This window comes from Nostoc sp. UHCC 0251, assembly GCF_034932245.1.
Taxonomy (GTDB): Bacteria; Cyanobacteriota; Cyanobacteriia; order Cyanobacteriales; family Nostocaceae; genus Nostoc.
Genome location: NZ_JAYGHD010000338.1, coordinates 1 through 23,866 on the forward strand (window position 1 = coordinate 1; position 23,866 = coordinate 23,866).

Sequence of the window (23,866 nt, forward strand, 5' to 3'; positions counted from 1 at the left end):
CCGATGGCGTTGGAGGAAGGTACTACTGCACCGGAGATGATGTTGTTTCCGTAGATTAAGGAACCTGCAACAGGTTCACGGATTCCATCGATGTCTACTGGAGGTGCGGCGATGAAGGCGATTACGAAGCAAGCGGTGGCGGCTAGCAGGGTAGGGATCATTAGTACGCCGAACCAACCGATGTAGAGGCGGTTGTTGGTGCTGGTGATCCATTCGCAGAATCTATCCCATACGTTGGCGCTTGAGCGCTGCTGTAAGGTTGTTGTCATTGTTTTATAAGTGCGGTTAGTTGTTTATGAATCAGGCTCGTTTGTCTTTGCCTGTGAATCTACTTTACAATGCTTTACAAAATTTAATCAACTTTTATTACTTCAGTAAAGCTGATGAGTTTTATCAGCTTTACTTATTTAAAGGTAAAAAGTGTGTATATTAAGCCAACCCAGGCATCGCATCCTTGGGTTCTCTTACCCATGCATACAATTACATATATAGTAGGGTTACTTTACAAACTTTAAAAAGAAAGGCGATGTCTACGACGGGCTGCGCCTACGCTCTCCAGTTCTATTACATAATTCATTCACACAGGGCTTACGCGCCTATTGCAGGCAATTGTTACAAAAAAGCCTGGTCACTCGCGTAACCAAGCTTTTAGCTATGATGCCTGTGTTGGGCTACGCCTAAAACTAAGTAACAGCGCTGCATAAATTTTTAGATTGCCTCAGTTAAATATATATCTGTTCAATCTGTTCAAGCTTGTCCTGAATTTTGCTTTCGGTTTATTTTTTCAGTTCTTGTGCTCAATTAGCTCACCCGAATGGGTGAGGAATAAATCAACCGTTCAGGTGACCTAAGTGCAGGAAGTTGATACTGATAAAAAATCAGACTCTATTACTCAAGAATACTAATTGCACTTTACTCTAACTAAAAATAATCTTATGAAACTCTCCACTTTGGTAGATTCTGTATTCATTGTTGCTTCTATTGCTTTATTACCTGGTATTGGTGGCGCTCAAATAGCTACTAACAATAGTGGCGAACCTATAGCTATCAAATTTAACAATTTACCCACTCATTCTACGAACGTCAGCTACCTCAAACCCTTTAATGCTGCATTTGTAGCTTATCAAGGCAACCTGAAAGCACAGGGTATTCCTAGTGGCAGTGCTTTGGTTTCTCAATACCAAACAGGAAGCCTGACTGCACTAGATGTGGTTAAAGCTGCTGTCAACGCTAAAATGTTACCAGCACAAGCTTTGAATGATATAGATTACTTAAATGCTGTTGAGTCGCAGCTGACATCATTCGACAATACTAATGATTTATCTTACTAAGTACAAAGTTGCAGAGGTTCGTAACGGATTTATGAAATGTTGTACTATTATCTCGTTGCTTTGACAAGAAAATGCTTCACAAAGCAGGAAAAGCTGCTTTATCCCCCTAATCTCTATCCCATTACCAAAAATTACTTTAACCCCTTCAACTTTGAAGGGGTTTTTAGTTGATGCTATGGTTACTGTTTGTTTTACCATCGCCCTCTTTCTCCAACGCACCTTTTCGCGCCATGTATGCTTGGCGCAGTGCATTTGAAGTCTGACATTTTCCTCTGGAATACTTGTATAGCAATAGTTTTAGGCTAGCTTGGCTCTGGTGTCACGAACCATTAGATTACCCTGTGCGTAGGCGTAGCCCGTTGAAAACATCGCTTCTACAGTCGCTTACCATATCACACTTCTGGAAAAAAGAGCCGGCTAATAAATTATTTACTGTTCTATCAAATTAACGTTGTTAAGTTACTCAGCAGGTGTAGTTATCACCTCTAGGCTGTGTTAAATATTGTGACGCGAAACAGGAGTATAAATACGTTGCTAAAGCTTTCACCAGAATCTCCTATATTTATTGTATTAATTATAATTAGTTTTCTAGTAGTAACTTTGTCAACTTGGTTATCATCTAAACCATTCCTTTTAAAACCATTTGGGCTTAATGATATTATCCAGCTACTCACCTTACAACTATTTATTTCTTTGTTGTTAGAGCGTTCTTTAGAAGTTTTTATAACTACTTGGCGGGGCCCATACGTTGAACAATTAGATATTAGTATTCAACAAAAAAAGGCTCTACTGTCTGAAAAGATCAGTCTTATGGAAGTACAACAGAAGCAATTTCCTTCTTTAGAACCCAATCAAATTAGTGGACTCCCGCCTGAAGGAATGAGTTTAGAGCAGCAAATCATCCAAAATTTTATACAAAACCAACAAGAACCATTAAAAATATTCAAACCACAAATTGATGATATCAATGAAAAAGAGCAGCAAAGAGCAGCTTATAAATCTGATACACGAACAATTGCTCTATGGACATCTCTTTTATTCGGTCTTTTAATGAGCGCAATAGGTATTCGTTCAATCGAGCCACTTGTAGTTATTGATTTAGATAATCCAATACAAGTAGTTATTTTCCGTTGTTTAGATGCATTGCTGACAGGAGGTTTAATTGCTGGGGGTAGCGAGGGAATTCATAAGCTCATAAAAGTTTTTATCGACTTTATGGAAGCTACATCTAAACAAATTAAAAATAGGGATTATCTATCTTAATTAAATGAAATATTTTTATACCAAAATATAAGATAGTATTGCAAATACCACTAATTTTACAATCATGTTTATTCTAAATAGATATTGTCATCTTCACAAAGATAATATTTAATATCTCCAAAATTTTTGGTTTAAATTACTTACTAAATCTGTCTCAAATAAAACCTTAACTCCTTCATTTACTAACTTATTTTTTTGTCGTTTAACATAATTTATCAAATAACCTTTAGAGTCTAATATTCTATATACTGGATAATCAAGAGTGGATGTTTTTTTCAGGTATGTTGGAATAGCTCTTAGAGACCATTTATAAAGTAAATATTTAGACGGCTAGACAACGTAACATAATTCGAGTCATAACGGCATATATGGCAGCCTCACTCATTTCAGTCGTTTTTACCGACTGACTCTGAAACAGTAGTGGGGTAGATTCTGGAGTTCCCAGTGCTTTGGCAAACTTAGCCAGAAAGTCATGAGCCTGTTTGCGAGAGATGTAATAAGGTATTGGAGTTGTCATTTGGCAATGGAAATACTTGGTCAGATGTATAGATTTTAGCGACTCCTACTTGAATTCAACATCTCAAATTGCCTATTTCAAGGAATCCTATAAAAATTAGATTGAAACGTTGTAATCTTTAATGCTAAATCTGAGCTTTTAAGGACAACTGGCGATGTCTGATGACAAGCTGCAAAGGGGCTACACGCACTATTAGCCATAAAAAATTGCAAGTGAAACATAGCCTAGTGAAGCAATCCCAGTTTTGACGAGATTACTTTGCTTCTCTCCGAGAGGCTAAGTCAACGCTTGCAATAACGAAAATACTTACCTTTGCGTAAATCCTGAAAGTGAATTTTATGAACTTCGCCAAACTCAAATTTAACAGAAAAGTTATTCAATTCTGGCGCGGAGTGCGGGAGATCGAAAGAGAGTTGCAAATCCAGCTTGCCGCTCGTTTAAGGGTTCTAGAGCATCGTTCCAAAGACTTTCATAATAAAAGAAAGTTATGCCTAGACCGCGTTCTTGAGCAGCCCGCACCTGAGACTTAATTTGCTGCATAGGAACTGGATTATTTCGTAATCCTGCCATAATGCCAATTCCAGTTGGAATTATTTGTTGTGCTTCTTGAATTTCTTGGCGGGAAATATTAGCCACAAAACTTTGCAGATCCGGACGATAAATTTGCACGATTAACTCATCTACAATATTGTGCCGCATCCAACCCAGCCAATCTTGCAGGTGAAACTTGTAAGCAAAATCATAGTAATTAGGAGAAACAGAGAAAATCGCCTGGGGTTTTCTCTGTTTCACAGCTTGGTTAAGTTGTACCATGAACGCCGTAATTTTATCTGCCCGCCACTTTACCCATGCTGCATCTTGGGAATTAGTTGGGGGAGGATTCTTCGTTTCTTTGGTGTACAAAGCAACTGTATATTGGTCGTAACCAAATTCGTGAGGCAAACTCATGTGATCGTCAAACTGAATGCCATCGGCATCATATTGGGTAACAGTTTCTAGCACTAGATTAGTGATAAACTGTTGCACTTTTGGATGGAACGGATTAAGCCACATAACCTCACCAGCCGCACTGATTGAAGTTTGGCTACCATCCCGCTTTTGTGTGAACCAATCAGGATAATTCATTGCCAATTCTGAGGTTGGGGGAGCCATAAAACCAAACTCGAACCAGGGAATTACCAGCAATCCTTTGCGATGGGCTTGGTTAATCAGGTCTGCAAGAATATCATGTCCATCTGAACCTTTGTAGACAAAAGGTTGAATACCTGCACGTTGTGCGATCGCACTGGGATACATTACATAGCCAGAATTCCAAACTACAGGATAGATTGTGTTAAAGTTCAGCCGTCGTAATTGACTCACCGCATCCTGCACTTTGTCCCGATTTTTAAGGGTGTCAAAATCATTGTTGGTCATCCAAACCCCGCGAATTTCCTGACGGGGTAACTGTGCGATCGCAGGGGTGAAACTGTCCACCAACAATACAGTAAAAAAGGATATTAAAATGAGAATCGGAAAAACAGACTTGAGTAGTCGCCGCCAAGTTTGAACAATAAAAGGTGATTTCATAGATTTGAATGATGCATTAGCTACCCACACATGCCATTGTTCGCTTTTACGATTGAATCTACTAACCATATAGTCTACAAGTATTTATGCTTAGTACAGAACTGATGAGTTGGTAGTTGTTCGTTCCTTGCTTATGAATGGAACTTTTGCACCAGAAAAACTAAAGCAGACAAATTAAGATAGTTGACGCAGCAAGTAGGCATTTGTGCCCATAGATATTGGTATGGGAATGGGGGAATGGGGAATGGGGAATGGGGAATGGGGAATGGGGAATGGGGCACAAGGTAAAATTTTCCTGCTCCCTGCTCCCCTGCCCCCGATCTTCACATTCCCCCATGCCCCACCTGTGTCACAATAGAGAACTGTAATAAGAAAAATATTGTTAAGGTAATTTAGTGAGTCCAACTGCTCAATCCACGGCAACTGCGCGTCGCGTGGTATTTCCTTTTACGGCAATTGTGGGCCAGGAAGAAATGAAACTGGCGCTCCTGTTGAACGTGATTGACCCCAAAATTGGTGGTGTAATGATCATGGGCGATCGCGGCACCGGGAAATCCACAACTATCCGGGCGCTGGCGGATCTGCTGCCAGAAATTTCTGTGGTTGCCAATGACCCCTTCAATAGTGACCCTAGCGACCCCGACTTGATGAGCGATGAAGTCCGCCAACTGTTAGAACAAGGGGCGGAAATTCCTGTAGCTCACAAAAAAGTCCAAATGGTAGACCTGCCGCTAGGAGCTACAGAAGACCGAGTTTGTGGCACAATCGACATTGAGAAAGCTTTATCTGAAGGTGTCAAAGCTTTTGAACCAGGACTGCTGGCAAAGGCTAACCGAGGCATTCTTTATGTGGATGAAGTCAACTTACTAGATGACCACCTCGTAGATGTACTACTAGATTCCGCCGCGAGTGGATGGAACACTGTAGAACGGGAAGGTATTTCTATCCGTCACCCAGCGCGTTTCGTTCTTGTGGGTTCTGGAAACCCAGAAGAAGGCGAACTACGCCCGCAACTGCTCGATCGCTTTGGGATGCACGCAGAAATTCACACCGTAAAAGAACCAGCCTTGCGGGTGCAAATCGTGGAACAACGGGCGGATTTTGACCAAAATCCTCTAGTGTTTCTCGAAAAGTACAAACCCCAGCAAGAAGCATTGCAACAGCAAATTGTCAATGCTCAACAGCTTTTGCCAGAAGTGAAACTTGACTATGATCTGCGGGTAAAAATTTCTGAAGTCTGCTCAGAACTGGATGTAGATGGTTTGCGGGGTGACATAGTTAGTAACCGCGCCGCCAAAGCCTTAACAGCTTATGAAGGACGCACTGAAGTTACAGTTGATGATATCTGCCGTGTGATTACCCTATGCTTGCGTCACAGGCTGCGGAAAGACCCCTTAGAATCGATTGATTCTGGCTACAAAGTCGCCAAAGTTTTTAGCCGCGTCTTTGGCGTAGAATTACCAGAAAGTGATACTGCACAAAAAAACGGCACAGGTCAAAAGTTAGGGGCTAGAAGTTAAAAATTAGGAGCGGAGCCGGAAATGCTCCGCCTCCGGTGAAGAATTAAGAGTTAAGAGTTTTGAATGGAAAGCTGCTTCATATCTCACAATTTTAATTCTTCACTTAGCACTGTCTATATAACTCACAACTCCTAACCGGAGGCGGAGCGTCTCCGGCTCCGCTCTTAACTCCTAACTCAGCACTGAAATATGAGATTTTGGTCTTTTTGGTTCAACAGCTTTATTCTATCTAGCCAATACAACCCGCCCAGGTTTGTAGAATTATTGATGCTCTTATTAGCGATCGCTATGCTGGCAATAGCCAGTATTTTACCGGACATACCCTATTTAATTTTAGGCTTGAGCTTTGTAGTTGGGGCATCTATTTCCATCTTAGTGCGGGAAGCGATCGCCCCCTCACCAGAGACGCGAATTACCCAACTAACAGCATCGCTATTGCTTATCATCAGCCTCTATGGCTTTGCTGACTTAATGTACACTCTTTAATGGGGAATGGGGAATAGGGAATGGGAAGAAACTTAATCAACAATTTCCCATGCCCAATGCCCCATGCCCAATGCCCAACAAGTTACCAATTCTGCATTTCCACCAATTCCATACACAAATCATTGATTTGCTCCAAATCAGGTTTGTGAGGTAAGGCAGATTGTTCGTAAACAATTTCCATTTCGGTGACTAAATCTTCTGCCATTTTCATCACCTGCTCATAAGAATATTCACCCTTTAAAATAGCTTTTAAATCCTCAAAATCACCAGCTATTCTTCTATCTACAATCACTTCACCCTGCCGTAATATTTCTACTCCACTGCGTAATAATCTAATGCAGTGCATCCCATGTTTGAGATCAAAACCCGACTTCCTTTCCATTTCTGCTCTAGCTGGATTCCTATTTTCCTGCCAAGACAAGTAAGCCTTCCATTCTCTTAAAGCTATTTGATAACTTTGGCTTTTCTGAAGCAGGCGGATAAAATCTTTACGGCTATTGGTTAACTTTTGGGTATATTCCAAAGTTTCATCTGGCAAAGTGTATTGTTTCAATACTCCTTTAAAATCAATATCTGCCGTCAGTAATTGGTATAGTTGTTCCGCTTCTTCCAAAAACTCGATCCGTCCTCTAATTAAGTTATAAAGATACTCCAAAAAGGCATTTAGCTCATCTTTGCTGAGGGGTGCTTCGTCTTCTATGGCGAAGTCAGATGGCATTGGTTTTTTTTGCGGTGGTTTTAACAACCATTTTCGATGAGTTTCCATCTTTTTGATTTGGGCAAAGGCATAACCAGTGTAAGTGTGTTTTACCTTCTTGCTCAAAAATAACTGTTTATGATTAATTAAATGCTGTCCAACTGCGCTTACAAAAGGATAGTTATTTAACCACAGCAATTCTAAAACATTCGGATTTGCGCCTGCTAATAACTGGAGGATTTTTCTTAATTCATATATAACTGTGTCTTTGTTGCCATCAACAAATGGAAATATTCCTGGTTCATCCCAACCAGTATCTTTTTGTTCTATATGATCAAATCCCAAGTAATACCTTTTGGGTGCGATAAATACTCCCCGATAATCAAAGTCTGAATCAGGACGATTTAAACCATAACCGTGGCTACCTGCCAAACCAATTAAAATAGTTCTTTGCTCAACTTCTATTCTTTCCATATCACCTGATTAAAATATAGTCATCCTAACTTATGAGTTAAGCAGGTGGGAAGATGGGAAGTAGAGTTGCTTAGTTTAACAGAAATGCCCCTAAAGGAGATGAGGTAATGATATCCCCTTGAGGAGCAGAACTTGTCAATTCAGTTGTTCCTATACTTTCTGTTTTCTAGAACAGGAATTATCTTGGATTAAGGTGCCGTCTATTTCCCCATCCTGGATTAACAATGGCGGCTAAATCTTCTTCAGACAATTTGCTGATTTCACTTTCCAGTTCTTCAACGCTGAAATCATAGCCACGCTCCTGAGCAATCTTGACGAAGGCTTCTGGATTAGCTGTTGCTTTAAGCCTTTGCTGTAACGCTTGATCTTGTTTTACGGCTTCAAAAAGTCGGGTAGCATTTTGCTGTGTCATGACAATCTCTCTCCTGTTTTAAATATCAGGTTTGAATGTAGTAATTTCAGTCCTGTGGATTCACTAAATTCTGTGAATAACCTTTAGATTAAGCGTGTAAATTTAATTTTAAAACAAAGAATAAAAATGTGTAGATTCTGATAAGAAAATATAAGTTTTAGTTTAAATATTTCTTCTAACTTGTAAAATTCATCCCTAAGATAGAAGCAGTTTGAAAAGTATTAGGCGAATAGAATTCACTACTACACAAACATAGACGCTTTGCGGCTTCCCGCAGGGTAGTCCACCTCCGTGGACTAATACAAAATCAAGGATTTTTAACCCACAGAGGTGGGTAAAGTCTGGTCTAGCCCAATACAGTTCAGATAAGACCAAAACACTTGTAGAGACGGCGATTTATCGCGTCTCGAAAACCCACAATTTTGTACAATTAGCCCTTAGCTGAACCGTATTGTGGTATGACCGCGACTTCTAGTCGCCCGGTGAGTAATAAATTAGACTTTTCAAACAACATCTTAGATTCTTTGCGTGGGTGATTCAGCCATGACGACTTTTGGCAATTGAAAGCTTGACTTAGCACCTGTTAATAAAATAGTATGTTAGATTGTCTGTCTAATTCCTGCTCGGATCAGGTAGACATATTACAAAAGCTGGCAAAAGCGTCTCTACACGAGATAAAAACCAGCTACCTGTACGGCAACCTCAAGGACAATTCCATGACCTACGCGATTATTGAAACTGGCGGCAAACAAATACGAGTAGAGCCAGGGCGGTTTTACGATATTGAACTGCTTGCGATCCAACCAGATGAAAAAGTTACAATAGACTCCGTATTACTCGTGCAGCACGATGGCGAAGTCACCATTGGACAGCCACTAGTGACAGGTGCAACTGTAGAAGGGACTGTAATGCGACATTACAGAGGTCGTAAAGTTCTGGTATACAAGATGAAGCCCAAAAAGAAAACCCGCAAAAAGCGTGGGCATCGTCAAGAAATTACCAGACTTATGATTGACTCCATCACCCTTAACGGTGCAGTATTTGCTTTCCAAGGAGAAACGGAGAAGGAAACTCCCGTTTTAGATGAGACTCCTGCCGAAGAAGTTGAAACCGCTGCTGAATAATAATAAAGAGAAGATACACAAGAGGAAATCATGGCTCATAAGAAAGGAACAGGTAGTACACGCAACGGTCGTGATTCTAATGCCCAACGTCTGGGTGTCAAGCGTTATGGCGGTCAAGTTGTGCGTGCAGGAAACATTCTCGTGCGTCAGCGCGGCACTAAATTTCACCCTGGTAACAATGTCGGTATTGGTAGCGATGACACTCTGTTTGCCTTAATCGACGGTGTTGTAATGTTTGAGAGAAAGGGCAAAACCCGTAAAAAAGTTAGTGTTTATTTACCCATAACTGCTGCTGAGGCAGTAGCAAGTTAGAGCGTTTAGGGTGGGTAACACCGCCCTAATCGCTAGTTAGGGCTGACATGTCCCAGCGGTTGCTTAAAAGTCGCTTTGTTCCTGTGTCGCGCATAGATTAGTATCAGAAGCATCAAAGCGCAGATATTCTTCAATAATAAAATATTACACACAGAAATTAGATTGCGTAGCTTGCCGTCGTAGGCATTGCATATCAAGCCTTAGGTACTAATTTTTGTCAGCTTTCGGATGATTGCACTAGATATTCCAAAGTTTAGGATAGCCAGCCAGAGATATTGTTGGTTCTGAAACTTTGTGGATTCGGCGATTTGGTTTTCTGGGTCTAGTGACTTTATCACTGTCATACTATTTACAATTGCTCATTTCTTACTTGCCCTGAAGGTAGGAAGCATCCGTCTTAATTAAGTCTATGTTTCTGTAGAGGTTCTATGAGTCTGATTCTTCCCAAACGCACTCTATCTCGTCGTCGATTACTGCAAGTATCTGGACTTTCAGGCGTAGGCTTTCTTTTAGGTGGCTGTGGGACAAATTTGTTCTCAGATAATCTGCGGCAAATATCTGAGCCACTAAACCAAAGTCTTGAAGCACTGCTGCTAAGTCAAAAACCAGTTCCAGAATTTCCTGTCAGTGCAATAGAACCAGACAAATTGCTGATTAATACCTTTGACTTCACGCCGCAAATTGATCCAGCGCAGTTTCGTCTGACGGTTGATGGTGAGGTTAATAACGCGATGCAGTTGAGCATGGCAGATATTCAAAAACTTCCCTTGACTTCAATGGTAATTCGCCATGTGTGTGTTGAAGGCTGGGCTGCGATCGCTCAATGGGGAGGCGTGCGATTACGAGACTTGGTAGCGCTGGTACAGCCTAAGTCAAACGTCCGCTATGTCTACTTCAAGTCTGCTGATGGTTACTATGAAAGCTGGGATATTGCCTCTGCTGTACATCCCCAAACTCTCATGGCTTATCAAAAGAATGGGCAACCTTTATCAGTTGATAATGGTGCGCCTATGCGTCTAGCATCCCCAATTAAACTGGGCTACAAGCAAAGTAAATGGGTTACTCAAATTACATTCGTCAGCAATTTGTTCCCTCGTAAAGGCTATTGGGAAGATCAAGGTTATGAGTGGTTTGCTGGATTATAAGGGAGCAGGGGAGGCAGGGGAGGCAGGGGAAGCAGGGGAAGCAGGGGAAGTTAAAGAAGAAAATTTTACCCTAGACCTCTTGCAAAAGTCCCTTCAGAACACCGCACCCCCAACCCCTCTCCAAGAATAAGGCTACGTTGTATACACAAGTCTTATCACAGCCATATCTTTATTAATAAATCTTGCACTACGTTTCTATCCCGCCTCGGAATGAATTCCGAGTCTCATAGCTAAAGTCCACTCAAGTGGACTAGATAATTAATTCAGTCCACTTGAGTGGACTTGGGCTATCAGCCCCGAACTTCAGTTCTGGGCGGGATGTCAGCAAGTGTGACAGTTTCACTCTGACAAAAATGTGGGTAGAGAATTTTTCGACTTTTGTGTACACCGTAGCCTTGCTAAGGGAACAGGAGACAAAGCGTAGCTTTGGCGGGGTGGGGTTCTTCTTTTTGATTTATGCAAGAGGTCTTTTGTGTCTCCTTGTCCCTTTGCAATTGGATGTTTTTTTATTTGGAAGTTCCTTACATCTCTACACTATAGAGGGATGGGGAATTACGGCGATTAGTTAAAAATCGTTTGGGAAGCGACAAAATATTCGGACAAGAATTGATTTTGCCGAGCTAACTCGGACACGGGTGTTTAGTCCATAAAGCACGGAAAAGTAACAGCATGACTACAGATAAACTAAGTACTTCGCCATCATCTCCAGCCCAGACCGAATTAGAATTCATAGATTCCCCGGGTTGTCAATCAACGAGTCTGCACGACTCGGATGTACCGGAAGTGGACTTGTTTAGTCCACTGAAAATTCGAGATATCACCCTGCCCGATCGCATAGCGATGTCACCAATGTGTCAATACTCGGCAGAAAATGGATTCGCAAATGATTGGCACTTTGTCCATTTGGGGAGTCGGGCTACTGGAGGCACTCACCTGATTGTAGTCGAAGCTACAGCCGTGACACCCCAAGGAAGAATCACCCCCGGCGATCTTGGTCTTTGGGACGACATGCACATCGAGCCACTAACTCGCATTGTCCGCTTCCTTCGCCAACAGGGTGCGATCGCAGGGATTCAATTAGCCCATGCTGGCCGGAAGGCAAGTTGCAATCTTCCTTGGCTGGGTGGTACACCGTTAACACCTGAACAAGGCGGTTGGCAGGTAGTGGGGCCAAGCCCAATTCCGTTTCAAGAGGGCGGTCCCGTTCCTATAGCCCTCGATGAAGGTGGGATTGAAGAGGTGATTAAAGCCTTCGTTGCTACAGCGCAGCGTGCCCTGCAAGCGGGCTTCCAAATTATCGAAATCCACGCGGCTCATGGATATCTATTGCATTCTTTTCTTTCGCCGCTAAGTAATCAACGAACAGATCGTTACGGAGGTTCGTTGGAGAACCGAATGCGTTTGTTACTGGAAGTGACAAGACGAATCCGAGAGATTCTGCCAAGTGGGATGCCGCTTTTTGTGCGCCTCTCTGCTACCGACTGGGTGGAGGGAGGTTGGGATCTCAAGCAGTCAGTTATATTATCCCGTGAACTAAAGGAATTAGGCGTTGATTTGATCGATGTTTCCACAGGAGGCTTAGTCCCTCATGCCAGAATTCCCGTGCAGACAGGTTATCAAGTGCCTTTTGCTGCCAAAATCCGAGAAGAGGCTGGGATTATGACAGGGGCGGTGGGGATGATCAAGGAGGCTGAGTATGCCAACCAAGTAATTACTCGTGGGTGTGCAGATTTGGTTCTCGTCGGTCGAGAAATGCTCCGCGATCCATATTGGTCGATTCGTGCCCGTTGCCATTTGGATGAAGAACCGAACTGGGCTTTGCCCTACGGGTACGCTGTTAAACAACGGAGACAGGGGAAATAAATCTAAACAGCAGGTGTTGCGATCGCAATGGTAAGGTTTGAGATTGCCAAGCTGCGATCGCAATTGACTTGTGTTTAAGCGCAGATGATATGATGGCGATCGCTTAGTGAGTAATAGAAAAATCAAGTTAGAAGCGCTGAAAATCATACCTCTTATTTCGATTTTTCTGTCAATGCGTAAGTCCTACAGAAGTCAGAATCAAGAAACTCTTTATGAGAAGTCTTTTGTTCACCAAGTGTCTCCAATAGTAGAAGAGAAGGCTTTACGCTGCACTATCCGCTTCTTCGATTAGAATTTGTTCTGTTAGCGGATAGCTAAGGTTTAGCCCATTCTGACTCCTGAATTCTGTTTCGATAAATAACAGTTATTTCTTCAAAAAGCGCTGACGTAGACGAGATATAAAAATATTCACCTCTGGTATTTTCATCCATAAAGCGATCACAGCAAACACCGCAATTCCTACGAAGCCAGATATACACAACTGCGACAGCAGAACCAGTAAACCTGTTTTACCTAACAACTGTTGAGTAGCAACTAAAGTTCCATAGCTGGCTACCCCAGCGACAACACTACCCGCAGTCAAACCCAGAATTGGCACACTCCACTCACGCCAAGGTAAACCATTGAGTTTGCGATCAAGCAACCATAACAGCATCAACAGGGAACTGCAATTTACGCCTACTGTCGCTAACACCAAACCGGGAGCACCAAAAGGCCCAACTAAAATCCAATCGAGCACAGCATTGAGAAAGATATTAAAAGTACTAATGCGAAAAGGTGTCTGCCCATCACCCAAGGCATAAAATACCCGCACCAAGACATCACGCCCCAAATAAGCAAACATCCCAATCCCGTAAACAATTAGCAATTCGGAAACTAACTGCGTAGCATCTTGCGTGAAAGCACCCCGCTCATATATTACCTGGACAATTGGTACAGATAGCACTACCATCAACGCTCCTAAAGGTAGCATGGTGACAGCACTAAGTAGGAGTCCCTGACGAATACGTAATTTGAGATCGTCCCAATTTTCTGGTTCGGCAAGTTTGGCAAATATCGGTAATAGAGGCAGCAAAATGATATTAGAAATAATCCCTAAGGGAGTTTGCACTAGCAAATTGGCATAGTTAAAACCAGCAGCAGCACCAGGGATAGGACTTGCGAAGTAAAGCACAGTAGCAAAGTTAATTGGCATCATCCCGGAAGAAATTGTTGCCGGAGTCATGATTCTAATCACTTCTTGAACACCTGGGGATTTAAAATCAAACCGCAGGCGTAACGTACCTAACCCTAACCGCCACTGAACAATTAGCTGCACCAGCCATTGGAGAATTGCTCCTGCCAAGGTTCCCCAGGCTAATACCATACCACCGATTAAAGCGTATTCTGGCTTGATAATGTCCTTGCCCACTTGCATAGTCATGAAAGCAATGCCGATAATAACGGTAATGCTAGATAACAGAGGGCTGATGGAGAGTAACCAATATTGATTGGCTGCATTAAGAGTACCGAAGCCAATGCCAATTAAACCGGCAAATAAAGCCATTGGCGCCATAATGCGAAGTTGTTGAATTGCGATCGCTCTGGTTGTCGGCTCCAAACCATAACCGACTAAATCAACGATCGCATCCGCAAATAAAATCTGAGCAACTGTCACCAGCAACAGTAATCCAGCCACCAGCGTTGTCACGGTTTCCACTAAGGGAGCCGCTTCTTCTCTCCGTCGCTTGGCTAAAACGCTGACAACTGCACTGTGTAATGGGCCATTTACACCACCGAGTAATATTAATAGAAAGCCAGGGATAACATAGGCGTAGCTATAGGCAGTGGCAGCAGCACCAACACCAAAAGCGGCAGCGATCGCTTGCTGCCGAACCAAACCGAAGACTTTACTAATTAATGTGGCTGCGGCAACAATGCCAGCAATTCCAGCGAAAGAACGAGAGGGTTTTTGGTCTTGTTGTGTCACGAATATTACCCGACAACTCTTGCAGAGTGCATATTTTAAAACATTTAACCTGAAATCCCGCAGTCTCTCAGGCAATTTTTGACAAATTAGCCATTAGTTAATGGTCTGATGGCAATCATTTTAAGTGCGATGCCTGCGGCGGGCTACGCCTACGCTCAAAATTAAATTACTGAGATTGCTATAATAGTACGCATTTTAACTCTCATTTTCAGGTAAAGAGAAGAACTCTTGTACAAAGAGAACCCGAGAAACATTACACAAAAGCAGGGGTTTATTGATTGCCAGCCACTCAGAACGGCTCAAAAGGAGTCAGATCGCCTTTCTGATTTTTCTCGGCAACACTTGTGTGCAAGCCAAAATTATTTTTTAATGCATTACGAGGATAGATCAAGAAAGGGGAACTATAACAATAACCAACTTCTGAGAAATAGTTGAATATTGCAAAAATTTGCAGTTTGTCATATTTTTGACGCCCTTTGACTCTATGAAGTTTGGTATGAGGAATCATTATATAAAAACTACATAATCCAGAGCAATGGAAGCCAATTCAAATTTCACGGAAAATCAACTTCTCTTGTCAAGCACTCAACTTCAAGAGCAACTAGAGCAACAAAAGGCTCTGGCAAGTGTAATTGTGCGAATTCGGGAGTCTCTTGATTTAGAAACGATTTTTCAAACTACCGTTACACAAGTGCGTCAGTTGCTAAATGCTGATCGTGTAGCAGTCTTCCAGTTTGACTTGGAAAAAGATTGGGAAGGAGAATTTGTTTCTGAGGATGTTGCACTTGGCTGGGACTCAGCACTGGCAGTAAAAGTTTACGACCACTGCTTTGGAGAACAATTTGCTTCGAGTTATCAACAAGGTCGAGTGCAAGCAGTAGCAGATATTTACAAGGCAGGACTGAGTGATTGTCATGCCGCAATTTTGAGTAAATTTCAGGTACAGGCTAACCTCGTTGTGCCTTTATTGCGGGAGAAAGAACTGTGGGGATTCCTTTGTATTCATCAGTGCAGTGAGGCTCGTGACTGGAAAGAATCGGAAATTGAGTTTATTCGTCAAATTGCCGATCATCTTGTTGTTGCGATTCAACAAGCGAAGCATCTCCATGAAGTCCAATTGCAAGCCGCAGAATTGGCTCAAGCGGCTCAACGCGACCAAGTAATTGCTCGGATTGTCGATGAAATTCGCTCACCCCTCGATATTGAAACCATCTTTAAAACCACAACTCAAGAAATACGCCAACTGCTGCAAGCTGATCGAGTTGCCATCTTTAGCTTCAATGATGATTGGAGTGGTAACTTCGTGGCTGAATCATTTGTGGAAGGCTGGACTCCTCTGGTTGGTGTTGAGCCTGCGATCGCTGATACTTATTTACAACAGACGCAAGGCGGACGTTACGTCAACAACCAGGCATTTACAGCCAATGACATTTATCAAGCTGGATTAACAGACTGCCATGTAACCTTGTTAGAGCAATTCCAGGCAAAAGCCTTTGCAACTGCCCCCATTCTCCAAGGAGATAAACTTTGGGGAGTCATTGCTGCCTACCAAAATGCCTCACCTAGACAGTGGCAATCTTATGAAGTCGAATCACTGACCAAAATCGGTACACAAATTGGCCTAGCCCTACGACACTATAAGTTACTAGCACACGCTCAGTACCAAGCAGAGCAACAAAAGACATTAACTAGCGTGATTACTCGAATTCGGGAGTCACTAGATTTAGATACAATTTTCCAAACTACTGTCACTGAGGCACGGCAAATGTTGCAAGCCGACAGAGTGGCAGTCTTTCGTTTTGACCCTCAAAAAGATTGGGAAGGGGAATTTATTTCTGAGGATGTTGTACCTGAATGTAACTCGGTAATCACAGAAAAAGTTTATGACTATTGTTTTGGTGAAAATTTTGCCCACCTTTACGTGCAAGGTCGAGTAAATGCGATCGCTGATATTTATCAAGCCAAGTTTCCAGGTTGCTATGTCCAAATTCTAGAAAAGTTTCAAGTGCGGGCAAATCTAGTTGCACCTCTATTGAAAAAGGGTGAACTTTGGGGATTGCTGTGTATTCACCAATGCAACGCTCCTCGTCATTGGCAACCCTCTGAAATTGAATTTACCAGTCAAATAGCCGAGCAATTGGGAGTCGCATTAAAACAGGATTCTTATTTAAAGCAAGTTCAAATGCAGGTTGTTCAGTTAGCAGAAGCTACTGAACGGGAGAAAGCAATGGAACGGCAAGAATTACTAGCTGCAACCATTGATAAAATCCGCCAGTCACTCGATATTAAAACTATTTTTAAAACCACTACTCAAGCTGTGCGAGAGTTGCTCGAAGTTGAGCGAGTTGCAATCTACCGCTTCAACACAGATTGGAGCGGTAAATTTGTAGCAGATTCTTTTAAAGATGGTTGGATACCTGTTGCACAAGCTCAACCAATAATTATAGAAACCTTTGAGGACACAGACGACGATAACGAACTTCCGCGTAACGAAACCTTTGTTCCGATTCGGGAAGGTGAAAAATTATGGGGATTATTAGTTGCTTATCAGAATTCGCAACCGCGTTATTGGAAAGAGGAAGAAATCAATTTACTAGCTCAAGTAGGGGTGCAATTAGGAATTGCGATTCAGCAAGCGGAATTACTCGAACAAACTAAACGTCAAACCTCAGAACTTACTCAAGCTCTGCAAGAATTAAAGCAAACTCAAACCCGGTTAATTCAGGGCGAAAAAATGGCAGGTTTAGGACAATTACTTGCTGGAGTAGCGCATGAAATCAACAATCCTATAAGTTTTATTTTTGGTAATCTGATCCATTTAAATGAATATACTCAAGAACTGCTAAATGTAGTGAAACTTTATCGGCAAAACTCCTCACTATTGCCAATTGTTCAAGAGCAAATTGACAAAACTGATTTGGACTTTCTCATTGAAGATTTGCCCAAAACACTTGAGTCAATGAAAGTAGGAACAGAGCGTATTTGTGAAATTGTGCTATCACTACGAAACTTTTCTCGTACAGATGAGGCTGAATTAAAACCAGTAGATATTAATGAAGGCTTGGATAGTACTTTGCTGATTTTAGGGCATCGGCTGAAAAATAATAATGAACGCCCAGCTATTGAGATTGTGAAAGAATATGGTACTTTCCCTTTGCTCGAATGCTATCCCTCGCAATTAAATCAAGTGTTTATGAATCTTTTGAGTAATAGTATTGATGCATTAGAGGAAAAATTTAAAACTATACAGCAAAGGTATTTGAAGTTATCCCAAACGTGTCCGAGAATACCCTTAACTATCTGGATTAGTACGCAAGCCGTTAATAACCAGATTGTAATTAGAATAGCTGATAATGGTCTTGGGATTCCAGAAGAAGCGCGATCGCACATGTTTGACCCCTTCTTCACTACCAAAGCCCCAGGTAAAGGTACAGGCTTAGGATTGTCTATCAGCTATCAAATAGTAGTTGAAAAACATCATGGTCAAATTAAATGTTTCTCTAAACCAGGAGAAGGAACAGAGTTTTTGATTGAAATTCCTAACGGTAATTAGAGGTGGTAGCGTCTCGTAGAGAAGCTATGCCGCAGGCTTTACGCTGCGCTATCCCCCTTGGCGTGACTGCACTGCCTACCCTATGCCCGATTCTCCATGCCCAAAACTCCATCCCGCAAGTGGCGTGGAGTTTTTTATTTACAACCTAAACTATCTCGTGTAGTAACACCCGTAACTGGATTTACACCATTAGCCCTTTCACACATTAGCGACACTTGATAACGGTCAATCAAAGCGTCGGTAAAATCAGCGCCTGTAATTTCGGCATCGTAAAAACGGCTGCGGGTCAAAGTTGCTTCTGTAAATATGGCATTTTTCAGGTTAGCACCATCCATAGTCACGCGATCAACTAAAGCGCCACTCAAATTTGCATCTTCCAAATTTGCCTTTAATAAAACTCCTTTAGTGAGAATTGCGTTAGTTAAATTCGCTCCTTGAAAATTCGTCCCCCGCATTTCTGCTGCGACAAAAGTTACACCTGCCAAATCAGCATGAGAAAAGTCACGATTTTCTAAATTTATATTGTTATAGTTGATTGTGTTTATTTGAGCAAAAGCTGGTTTGGGATTAAGTATTATCCACAAAAATGCTAGTATCAAAATCGCAATCAAACCAAAAAAGCGCAGTAAAATCTTTTTCATAACTTTATTATTTGTCATTAGTCCTTTGTCCTTTGTTCTCTGTTATTTAACAATGACTAATGACTAATGACTAATGACTAATGACTCTTACCTATTTCCAATCTTTACCAATCCGAATTGTGAGATCAGATTCTAAATCACCAATCGCTGACACCTCAATTTGACCCAAGCCTAAGACTTTTTGCAAATCAACTCCAACTCGTCGGTTGCCTTTTTGGACAACAATCTGAGTTTGACGTTGGGTATCTGGCCAATCAGGCACTTTGTAAATATTAGTAAAGCCTTTCTGTTTGAGATAAGCAATAACTTTTTCAGTTAGCTGAGGTTGATTAGAGGCATTTTGAATAGCAATTTTGAGGTTAGGAACCTGACGCATATCTGGTTTAAGACCAGGTACATTTACCCCAACATAATCATTCAACAGGCTCTGTTGTCCAGTCATATTTAGCCAATAGCTATTAGGGTCTTGGCTAAAACGGCTAAATGTACCAGGCAACACGGTCATTTGGAAATTATCCCGATCCAAGTTGAGGCCGAAATTTACCAACGCCATCATTTCTTCCATCTTCAGGTTGGTATCAAAGTATTTTCGCATCAAGCGAGTTAATTGAGGCAACCTGGGTAAGACGGTAGGACTATTTAAGCGTTGCAGCAATGCTGCTATAAGTGCTTGCTGACGCTGCACTCTTGGCAAATCTCCCAAACCTGTTTCGCGGAAACGGGCAAACTGTTCTGCTTGTTCGCCATTAAGGGTTTGCCAGCCACTGACTAAATTAATCGATAGCCGACTGCTGGAGTCTTTGTATTCCATTGATTGGGGAACAAAGACTTCTATTCCACCTAATTGATCGACTAACTGCCGTAAGCCACTGGTAGAAATACGGATGTAACGATCAATTGGGGCATTGTTTAAGGTACGGCTAACTACCCGTGCTGCCAAGACTGGGCCGCCTTTGGCATTGGCATCAGACACCTTAGTTAATCCCTTTTCTCCCTTTTCGGGGATGGCGATCATCGTATCTCTGGGAATGGAAAGCACCCGTACAGATTTTTCACTAGGGTTGAGCCTTACTAGCAGCATGGTGTCGCTTTTCCCAGCAAAGCTTTCTGGTGAACCATCAACAGTACCGCTAACTGGTTCAATCCCCATGATTAAAATATTCATGGGTCGTGAAAGCTGGTACTGGGAGAGTTTGCTCCATAACTCCCCTGGTAGCGGTATTTTTATCTCGTCTTTAGCAGTAGTTCCTAAATCTTCATCAGTTCGATCTAGATTGCTCCACAACGGAGTCCAAAGAGCTAACGTTGATACCAGCAACCCAGATAAGGTAATGCCGATGACAATCGTCATGATCCACAACAGCCATCGAGGCATGGTCAAGCCTAGTCTCTCGTAAAGCTGATTGGGAATTGCACCCACTGATTCGACGACGCTACGGTTAGGATTGGCTGGCTGGTTTAGTTCGACATCCTCCTCCTCTGCATCGGCTACTGGTACAGGTGTTGCTTGATTTTCTGTTCGTTGAAGTTGCTGCGATCGCACCTCAGTTTCAAATTCTACTACTTGCTGAGATGTCACTGGATTTTCCGACCATTCGACTTGTTTTATCACAATTATCTCCCCACTCAACCACTCCCTAAAAGTATGTTAATCCAAGCTACAAATATTGCCAGTGGAAAAGCTCACTGTAAACTTGTAATGTTCTTCGGTAGGCGTGTATGACAACATGAATACTTTATTGTTCCCCGTGATCCTTGCTGGTGGTAAAGGTGAACGTTTTTGGCCCCTGAGCCGCAAAGACCGACCCAAGCAATTTTTAAGTCTTGATGGTAGCTCTAGAAGTTTATTACAAGCAACCGCCGATCGATTGATTGAACTCGGTGGCGGGTGGGATTCCTTGTGGGTAATTACTTCTAGTCAGATAGCTGAAGGGGTAAGACAACAATTACCTGATCTACCAGTTAAAAACTTACTAATTGAGTCGGAAGGCAGAGACACTGCCGCAGCCGTTGCTTGGACAAGTTTAGAAATCAAACAGCGCTATGGAGAAGACGCTGTTATTGGCTTTTTCCCTGCTGACCACTGGATTGCTGATCAAGAGGCGTTTGCACACACATTAAGCGCGGCTACGCAACTAGCAGCAAGCACAGCAGCGATCGTTACACTGGGGATCAAACCTACTTTTCCATCAACCGGTTACGGCTACATTGAACAAGGTGAAAAAATAGGTAGCTTTAATGAGTTGCCAGCCTATCACGTCAATCGCTTTACTGAAAAGCCCAACCGTGAAACGGCAGAAACTTTTTTATCTACGGGACGTTTTAGCTGGAATAGTGGAATGTTCGTTTTTCGGGCAGGGGTTGTTCTCAAGGAACTACATACCCATGCACCAGAAATTATCGAACCTTTAGAACAACATGGCCCTGATATCTATCCCCAGTTGCCTAAGAAGAGTATAGACTATGCGCTAATGGAAAAGACAACTCTAGCATACGTTTTGCCAGTTGATTTTGGTTGGGATGATTTAGGAGATTGGAATGCGATCGAACGTTTACTCAAAACAGAGGAAAGTCCAAATGTGGAACTCGCTACTCATGTAGGGCTAGATACGCAGGGCGCTATTATTTACGCCTCAAATCCAGAGGATGTAGTTGTTACAATTGGTTTAGAGGACGTGGTGATTGTGCGCGATCGCAATGTCACCCTCGTTGTAAAAAAAGAACGTACCCAGGAAATCAAGCAGATCCTCAAAATTCTCCAAAACGATTCCCGATTTACCGACCTGCTATAAAAGTTAAAACCCTTGGCAGAGGCTAAAAAGCCTATTTTCCTATTATAACTTGACTTTGAGAATTGGGAATGGAGCATGGGGCATTGGGCATTGGGCATTGGGCATTGGTCAATAAGCAATAGTTCATCTTCCCCTGCTCCCCTTGCTTCCCTTGCTTCCCCTGCTCCCCCTGCTCCCCCTGCTTCCCCTGCCCCAATCCCCACTCCCCACTCCCCACTCCCTATTCCCAAAAATGTTCCTCACCCAAACTGTTCCCCGTCAACGAGAAATCCTTGAAGTCTTCCTCCGCAATGGCTGGGACTATATGCGAAGGTTACTCACTGGTGGCAAAGCTGATGAACCTCAGCTACCTACACCTGCGGTTTTAAAAAATATCTTGATAGACTTGGGGCCAGTTTACGTCAAACTTGGCCAGCTAATGTCTACGCGTCCAGATTTACTGAGCGCCGCCTATATTGAGGAATTATCAACTTTACAAGACGAAGTACCACCAGTGCCTTGGTCAGAGGTAGAAATAATCCTCCGTAAAGAATTAAAACGTCCACTAGCAGAAACCTTCAGCACAGTTAACCCGATCCCAGTAGCGGCGGGATCAATTGCCCAGACACATCGCGCTACATTAGCAGATGGTCGAGAAGTCGCTTTGAAAGTGCAACGTCCGGGAATTGATCTGACTATTGCCCAAGATATTGCTTTAATTCAAGGTATTGCCGATTTAGTGGCGCGGACTGAGTTTGGGCAAACCTACGAAATCAAATCCATTGCCGAAGAATTTACCAAAGCTCTAGAAGCAGAGTTGGATTTTACACGGGAAGCGGGTTTTACAGACCAGTTGCGGCGCAACTTATCTAAAAGTCGCTGGTATGATCCCACACAAATAGTAGTTGCGGAAATTAACTGGGAATTGACCACAGAAAAATTATTGGTGATGGAATGGCTGGATGGGGTGCCGTTCCTGGCGGCGGATTTGGATAATGACCCCAACGTTAAAGATCCTGCCCTCAAGCGTAAAGAAATAACTACTTTGTTATTTCGGGTATTTTTCCAGCAACTATATATTGATGGCTTTTTTCACGCTGATCCCCATCCAGGAAACTTGTTTTATCTCAAAGATAGTCGTGTCGCCCTCTTAGACTGTGGGATGGTGGGAAGACTTGATCCCCGCACACAGCAGATATTAACAGAGATGTTGTTAGCGATCGTTGATTTAGATGCTCAAAGGTGCGCTCAGTTAACTTTGCAGCTATCAGATTCTGCTCAACCAGTAATTTTGTCGCGGTTAGAAAATGATTACGATCGCATGTTGCGAAAGTATCACAATGTCAGCCTCACGCAAATCAACTTCAGTCAGATAATTTATGAAGTTTTACAAGTTGCCCGCAACAATAAAATTAGATTACCTAGCAATATGGGTTTGTATGCCAAAACCCTAGCGAATTTAGAAGGTGTAGCGCGGACATTCAACCCGGAGCTTAACTTTTTTGATGAAGTCAAACCATTAATAACAGACTTGTTTCGTCGGCAATTATTAGGCGATAATCCAGTGCGATCGCTATTACGGACAGCCTTAGATATTAAAAGTTTGTCTCTGCAATCTCCTCGCCAAATTGAACTGTTATTAGACCGAGTTACCTCAGAAACCTTACAGTGGAATCTATCGCTGCGGGGTTTAGATGGCGTGCGGCGCACTATGGACGATGCGGCTAATCGACTATCTTTTAGTATATTAGTGGGTTCGCTGATTATGGGTGCAGCAATTATTTCTACTAAAGCACAGACAACTCAGCTATCTTTTTTAAGCACCACCCTGTTTGCCGTCGCTAGTTTATTGGGTTTGTGGTTAATTATTAGTACATTGCGATCGGGACGTTTACGCTAAAGTCTATGTGTTGTGCTTGAATAATGCCCACCATAGGAAATCATGATATGTCGAAAGTCCCTGCATTAATATTTGATTTGGAGCCACAGTTGAAGAAGAATTCAGAAGTCAGAATATATCAGAGGGGGATTCAGGCTCACCACTGATAACGCTACGCTATCCGCTTTTTCGGTCAGGATTCAGTATGAATTCTGACCGGAGCTTTCGGAGTCTCCGCCTCCGCTGCTGACTCCTGAATTCTGTTTTGATAAATAGCGCTAAACACCAGCCCTTTCAACGCGAACAAATGAACTACTCAATCAAAGGCTGAAACCCGCTC

19 protein-coding genes and 1 pseudogene are annotated in these 23,866 nt (G+C 42.5%); 12 read left to right on the forward strand and 8 right to left on the reverse strand.

The window, feature by feature from the left end; all coding sequences use genetic code 11:
- Positions 1–269: pseudogene (locus VB740_RS28330) on the reverse strand (photosystem II q(b) protein); the annotation flags it as partial.
- A gap of 666 nt (positions 270–935) precedes the next feature.
- On the opposite strand from VB740_RS28330, the gene VB740_RS28335 reads away from it, so the two are divergent.
- The gene (locus VB740_RS28335) at positions 936–1,331 is read left to right on the forward strand and encodes a hypothetical protein (RefSeq protein ID WP_323203179.1); all 396 of its coding nucleotides are present in this window, start codon (positions 936–938) and stop codon (positions 1,329–1,331) included.
- A gap of 600 nt (positions 1,332–1,931) precedes the next feature.
- The gene (locus tag VB740_RS28340) at positions 1,932–2,594 is read left to right on the forward strand and encodes a hypothetical protein (protein ID WP_323203180.1); all 663 of its coding nucleotides are present in this window, start codon (positions 1,932–1,934) and stop codon (positions 2,592–2,594) included.
- Between the two features lie 322 nt (positions 2,595–2,916).
- On the opposite strand, the gene VB740_RS28345 is transcribed toward VB740_RS28340, so the two are convergent.
- Together VB740_RS28345 and VB740_RS28350 are read right to left on the reverse strand one after the other, a co-directional pair.
- The gene (locus tag VB740_RS28345; RefSeq protein ID WP_323203181.1) at positions 2,917–3,111 is read right to left on the reverse strand and encodes a hypothetical protein; all 195 of its coding nucleotides are present in this window, start codon (positions 3,109–3,111) and stop codon (positions 2,917–2,919) included.
- A gap of 372 nt (positions 3,112–3,483) precedes the next feature.
- Positions 3,484–4,680, reverse strand: a complete 1,197-nt coding sequence (locus VB740_RS28350) for a glycoside hydrolase family 10 protein (RefSeq protein WP_323203182.1) — start codon at positions 4,678–4,680, stop codon at positions 3,484–3,486.
- Between the two features lie 395 nt (positions 4,681–5,075).
- On the opposite strand from VB740_RS28350, the gene bchI reads away from it, so the two are divergent.
- Entirely contained in the window at positions 5,076–6,200 is a 1,125-nt protein-coding gene (gene bchI, locus VB740_RS28355; RefSeq protein WP_323203183.1) for a magnesium chelatase ATPase subunit I, read from the forward strand.
- A gap of 189 nt (positions 6,201–6,389) precedes the next feature.
- On the forward strand, positions 6,390–6,686 hold the full coding sequence (locus VB740_RS28360; protein ID WP_323203184.1) for a hypothetical protein: 297 nt from the start codon (positions 6,390–6,392) through the stop codon (positions 6,684–6,686).
- Positions 6,687–6,768: 82 nt separating this feature from the next.
- Here the strand turns inward: VB740_RS28360 and VB740_RS28365 are convergent, their stop codons facing one another.
- Positions 6,769–7,857 carry a DNA polymerase beta superfamily protein gene (locus VB740_RS28365; RefSeq protein WP_323203185.1) on the reverse strand — a complete coding sequence of 363 codons (1,089 nt, stop codon included), beginning with the start codon at positions 7,855–7,857 and terminating at the stop codon, positions 6,769–6,771.
- A 178-nt stretch (positions 7,858–8,035) separates the two neighbouring features.
- On the reverse strand, positions 8,036–8,269 hold the full coding sequence (locus VB740_RS28370; RefSeq protein WP_323203186.1) for a Nif11-like leader peptide family natural product precursor: 234 nt from the start codon (positions 8,267–8,269) through the stop codon (positions 8,036–8,038).
- A gap of 716 nt (positions 8,270–8,985) precedes the next feature.
- On the opposite strand from VB740_RS28370, the gene rplU reads away from it, so the two are divergent.
- The 5 genes from rplU to VB740_RS28395 all read left to right on the forward strand — a co-directional run bounded on the left by rplU (position 8,986) and on the right by VB740_RS28395 (position 12,713).
- Positions 8,986–9,393 carry a 50S ribosomal protein L21 gene (gene rplU / locus VB740_RS28375; protein ID WP_323203187.1) on the forward strand — a complete coding sequence of 136 codons (408 nt, stop codon included), beginning with the start codon at positions 8,986–8,988 and terminating at the stop codon, positions 9,391–9,393.
- 30 nt (positions 9,394–9,423) lie between these two features.
- Positions 9,424–9,705, forward strand: a complete 282-nt coding sequence (gene rpmA / locus VB740_RS28380; RefSeq protein WP_094348320.1) for a 50S ribosomal protein L27 — start codon at positions 9,424–9,426, stop codon at positions 9,703–9,705.
- 428 nt (positions 9,706–10,133) lie between these two features.
- The gene (locus VB740_RS28385) at positions 10,134–10,850 is read left to right on the forward strand and encodes a molybdopterin-dependent oxidoreductase (RefSeq protein ID WP_323203188.1); all 717 of its coding nucleotides are present in this window, start codon (positions 10,134–10,136) and stop codon (positions 10,848–10,850) included.
- Entirely contained in the window at positions 10,828–10,980 is a 153-nt protein-coding gene (locus tag VB740_RS28390) for a hypothetical protein (RefSeq protein WP_323203189.1), read from the forward strand. The genes VB740_RS28385 and VB740_RS28390 overlap by 23 nt, the downstream gene beginning before the upstream one ends.
- Positions 10,981–11,519: 539 nt before the next feature.
- Positions 11,520–12,713 carry an NADH:flavin oxidoreductase/NADH oxidase gene (locus VB740_RS28395; RefSeq protein ID WP_323203190.1) on the forward strand — a complete coding sequence of 398 codons (1,194 nt, stop codon included), beginning with the start codon at positions 11,520–11,522 and terminating at the stop codon, positions 12,711–12,713.
- Positions 12,714–13,077: 364 nt separating this feature from the next.
- Here VB740_RS28395 and murJ read toward each other — a convergent pair whose 3' ends face one another.
- Positions 13,078–14,682, reverse strand: coding sequence for a murein biosynthesis integral membrane protein MurJ (murJ, locus tag VB740_RS28400; RefSeq protein WP_323203191.1), 1,605 nt, complete (start codon positions 14,680–14,682; stop codon positions 13,078–13,080).
- Positions 14,683–15,217: 535 nt separating this feature from the next.
- On the opposite strand from murJ, the gene VB740_RS28405 reads away from it, so the two are divergent.
- Complete coding sequence (locus VB740_RS28405; protein WP_323203192.1) at positions 15,218–18,235, forward strand: GAF domain-containing protein; 3,018 nt, start codon at positions 15,218–15,220, stop codon at positions 18,233–18,235.
- A 134-nt stretch (positions 18,236–18,369) separates the two neighbouring features.
- Here VB740_RS28405 and VB740_RS28410 read toward each other — a convergent pair whose 3' ends face one another.
- Together VB740_RS28410 and VB740_RS28415 are read right to left on the reverse strand one after the other, a co-directional pair.
- Positions 18,370–18,876, reverse strand: coding sequence for a pentapeptide repeat-containing protein (locus VB740_RS28410; protein ID WP_323203196.1), 507 nt, complete (start codon positions 18,874–18,876; stop codon positions 18,370–18,372).
- A gap of 91 nt (positions 18,877–18,967) precedes the next feature.
- Complete coding sequence (locus VB740_RS28415; RefSeq protein WP_323203193.1) at positions 18,968–20,488, reverse strand: LCP family protein; 1,521 nt, start codon at positions 20,486–20,488, stop codon at positions 18,968–18,970.
- A 115-nt stretch (positions 20,489–20,603) separates the two neighbouring features.
- On the opposite strand from VB740_RS28415, the gene VB740_RS28420 reads away from it, so the two are divergent.
- Together VB740_RS28420 and VB740_RS28425 are read left to right on the forward strand one after the other, a co-directional pair.
- The gene (locus VB740_RS28420) at positions 20,604–21,668 is read left to right on the forward strand and encodes a mannose-1-phosphate guanylyltransferase (RefSeq protein ID WP_323203194.1); all 1,065 of its coding nucleotides are present in this window, start codon (positions 20,604–20,606) and stop codon (positions 21,666–21,668) included.
- Between the two features lie 232 nt (positions 21,669–21,900).
- A complete protein-coding gene (locus VB740_RS28425; RefSeq protein ID WP_323203195.1) occupies positions 21,901–23,547 on the forward strand; it encodes an AarF/ABC1/UbiB kinase family protein in 1,647 nt (548 codons plus the stop codon).
- The last annotated feature ends 319 nt before the right edge of the window (positions 23,548–23,866 follow it).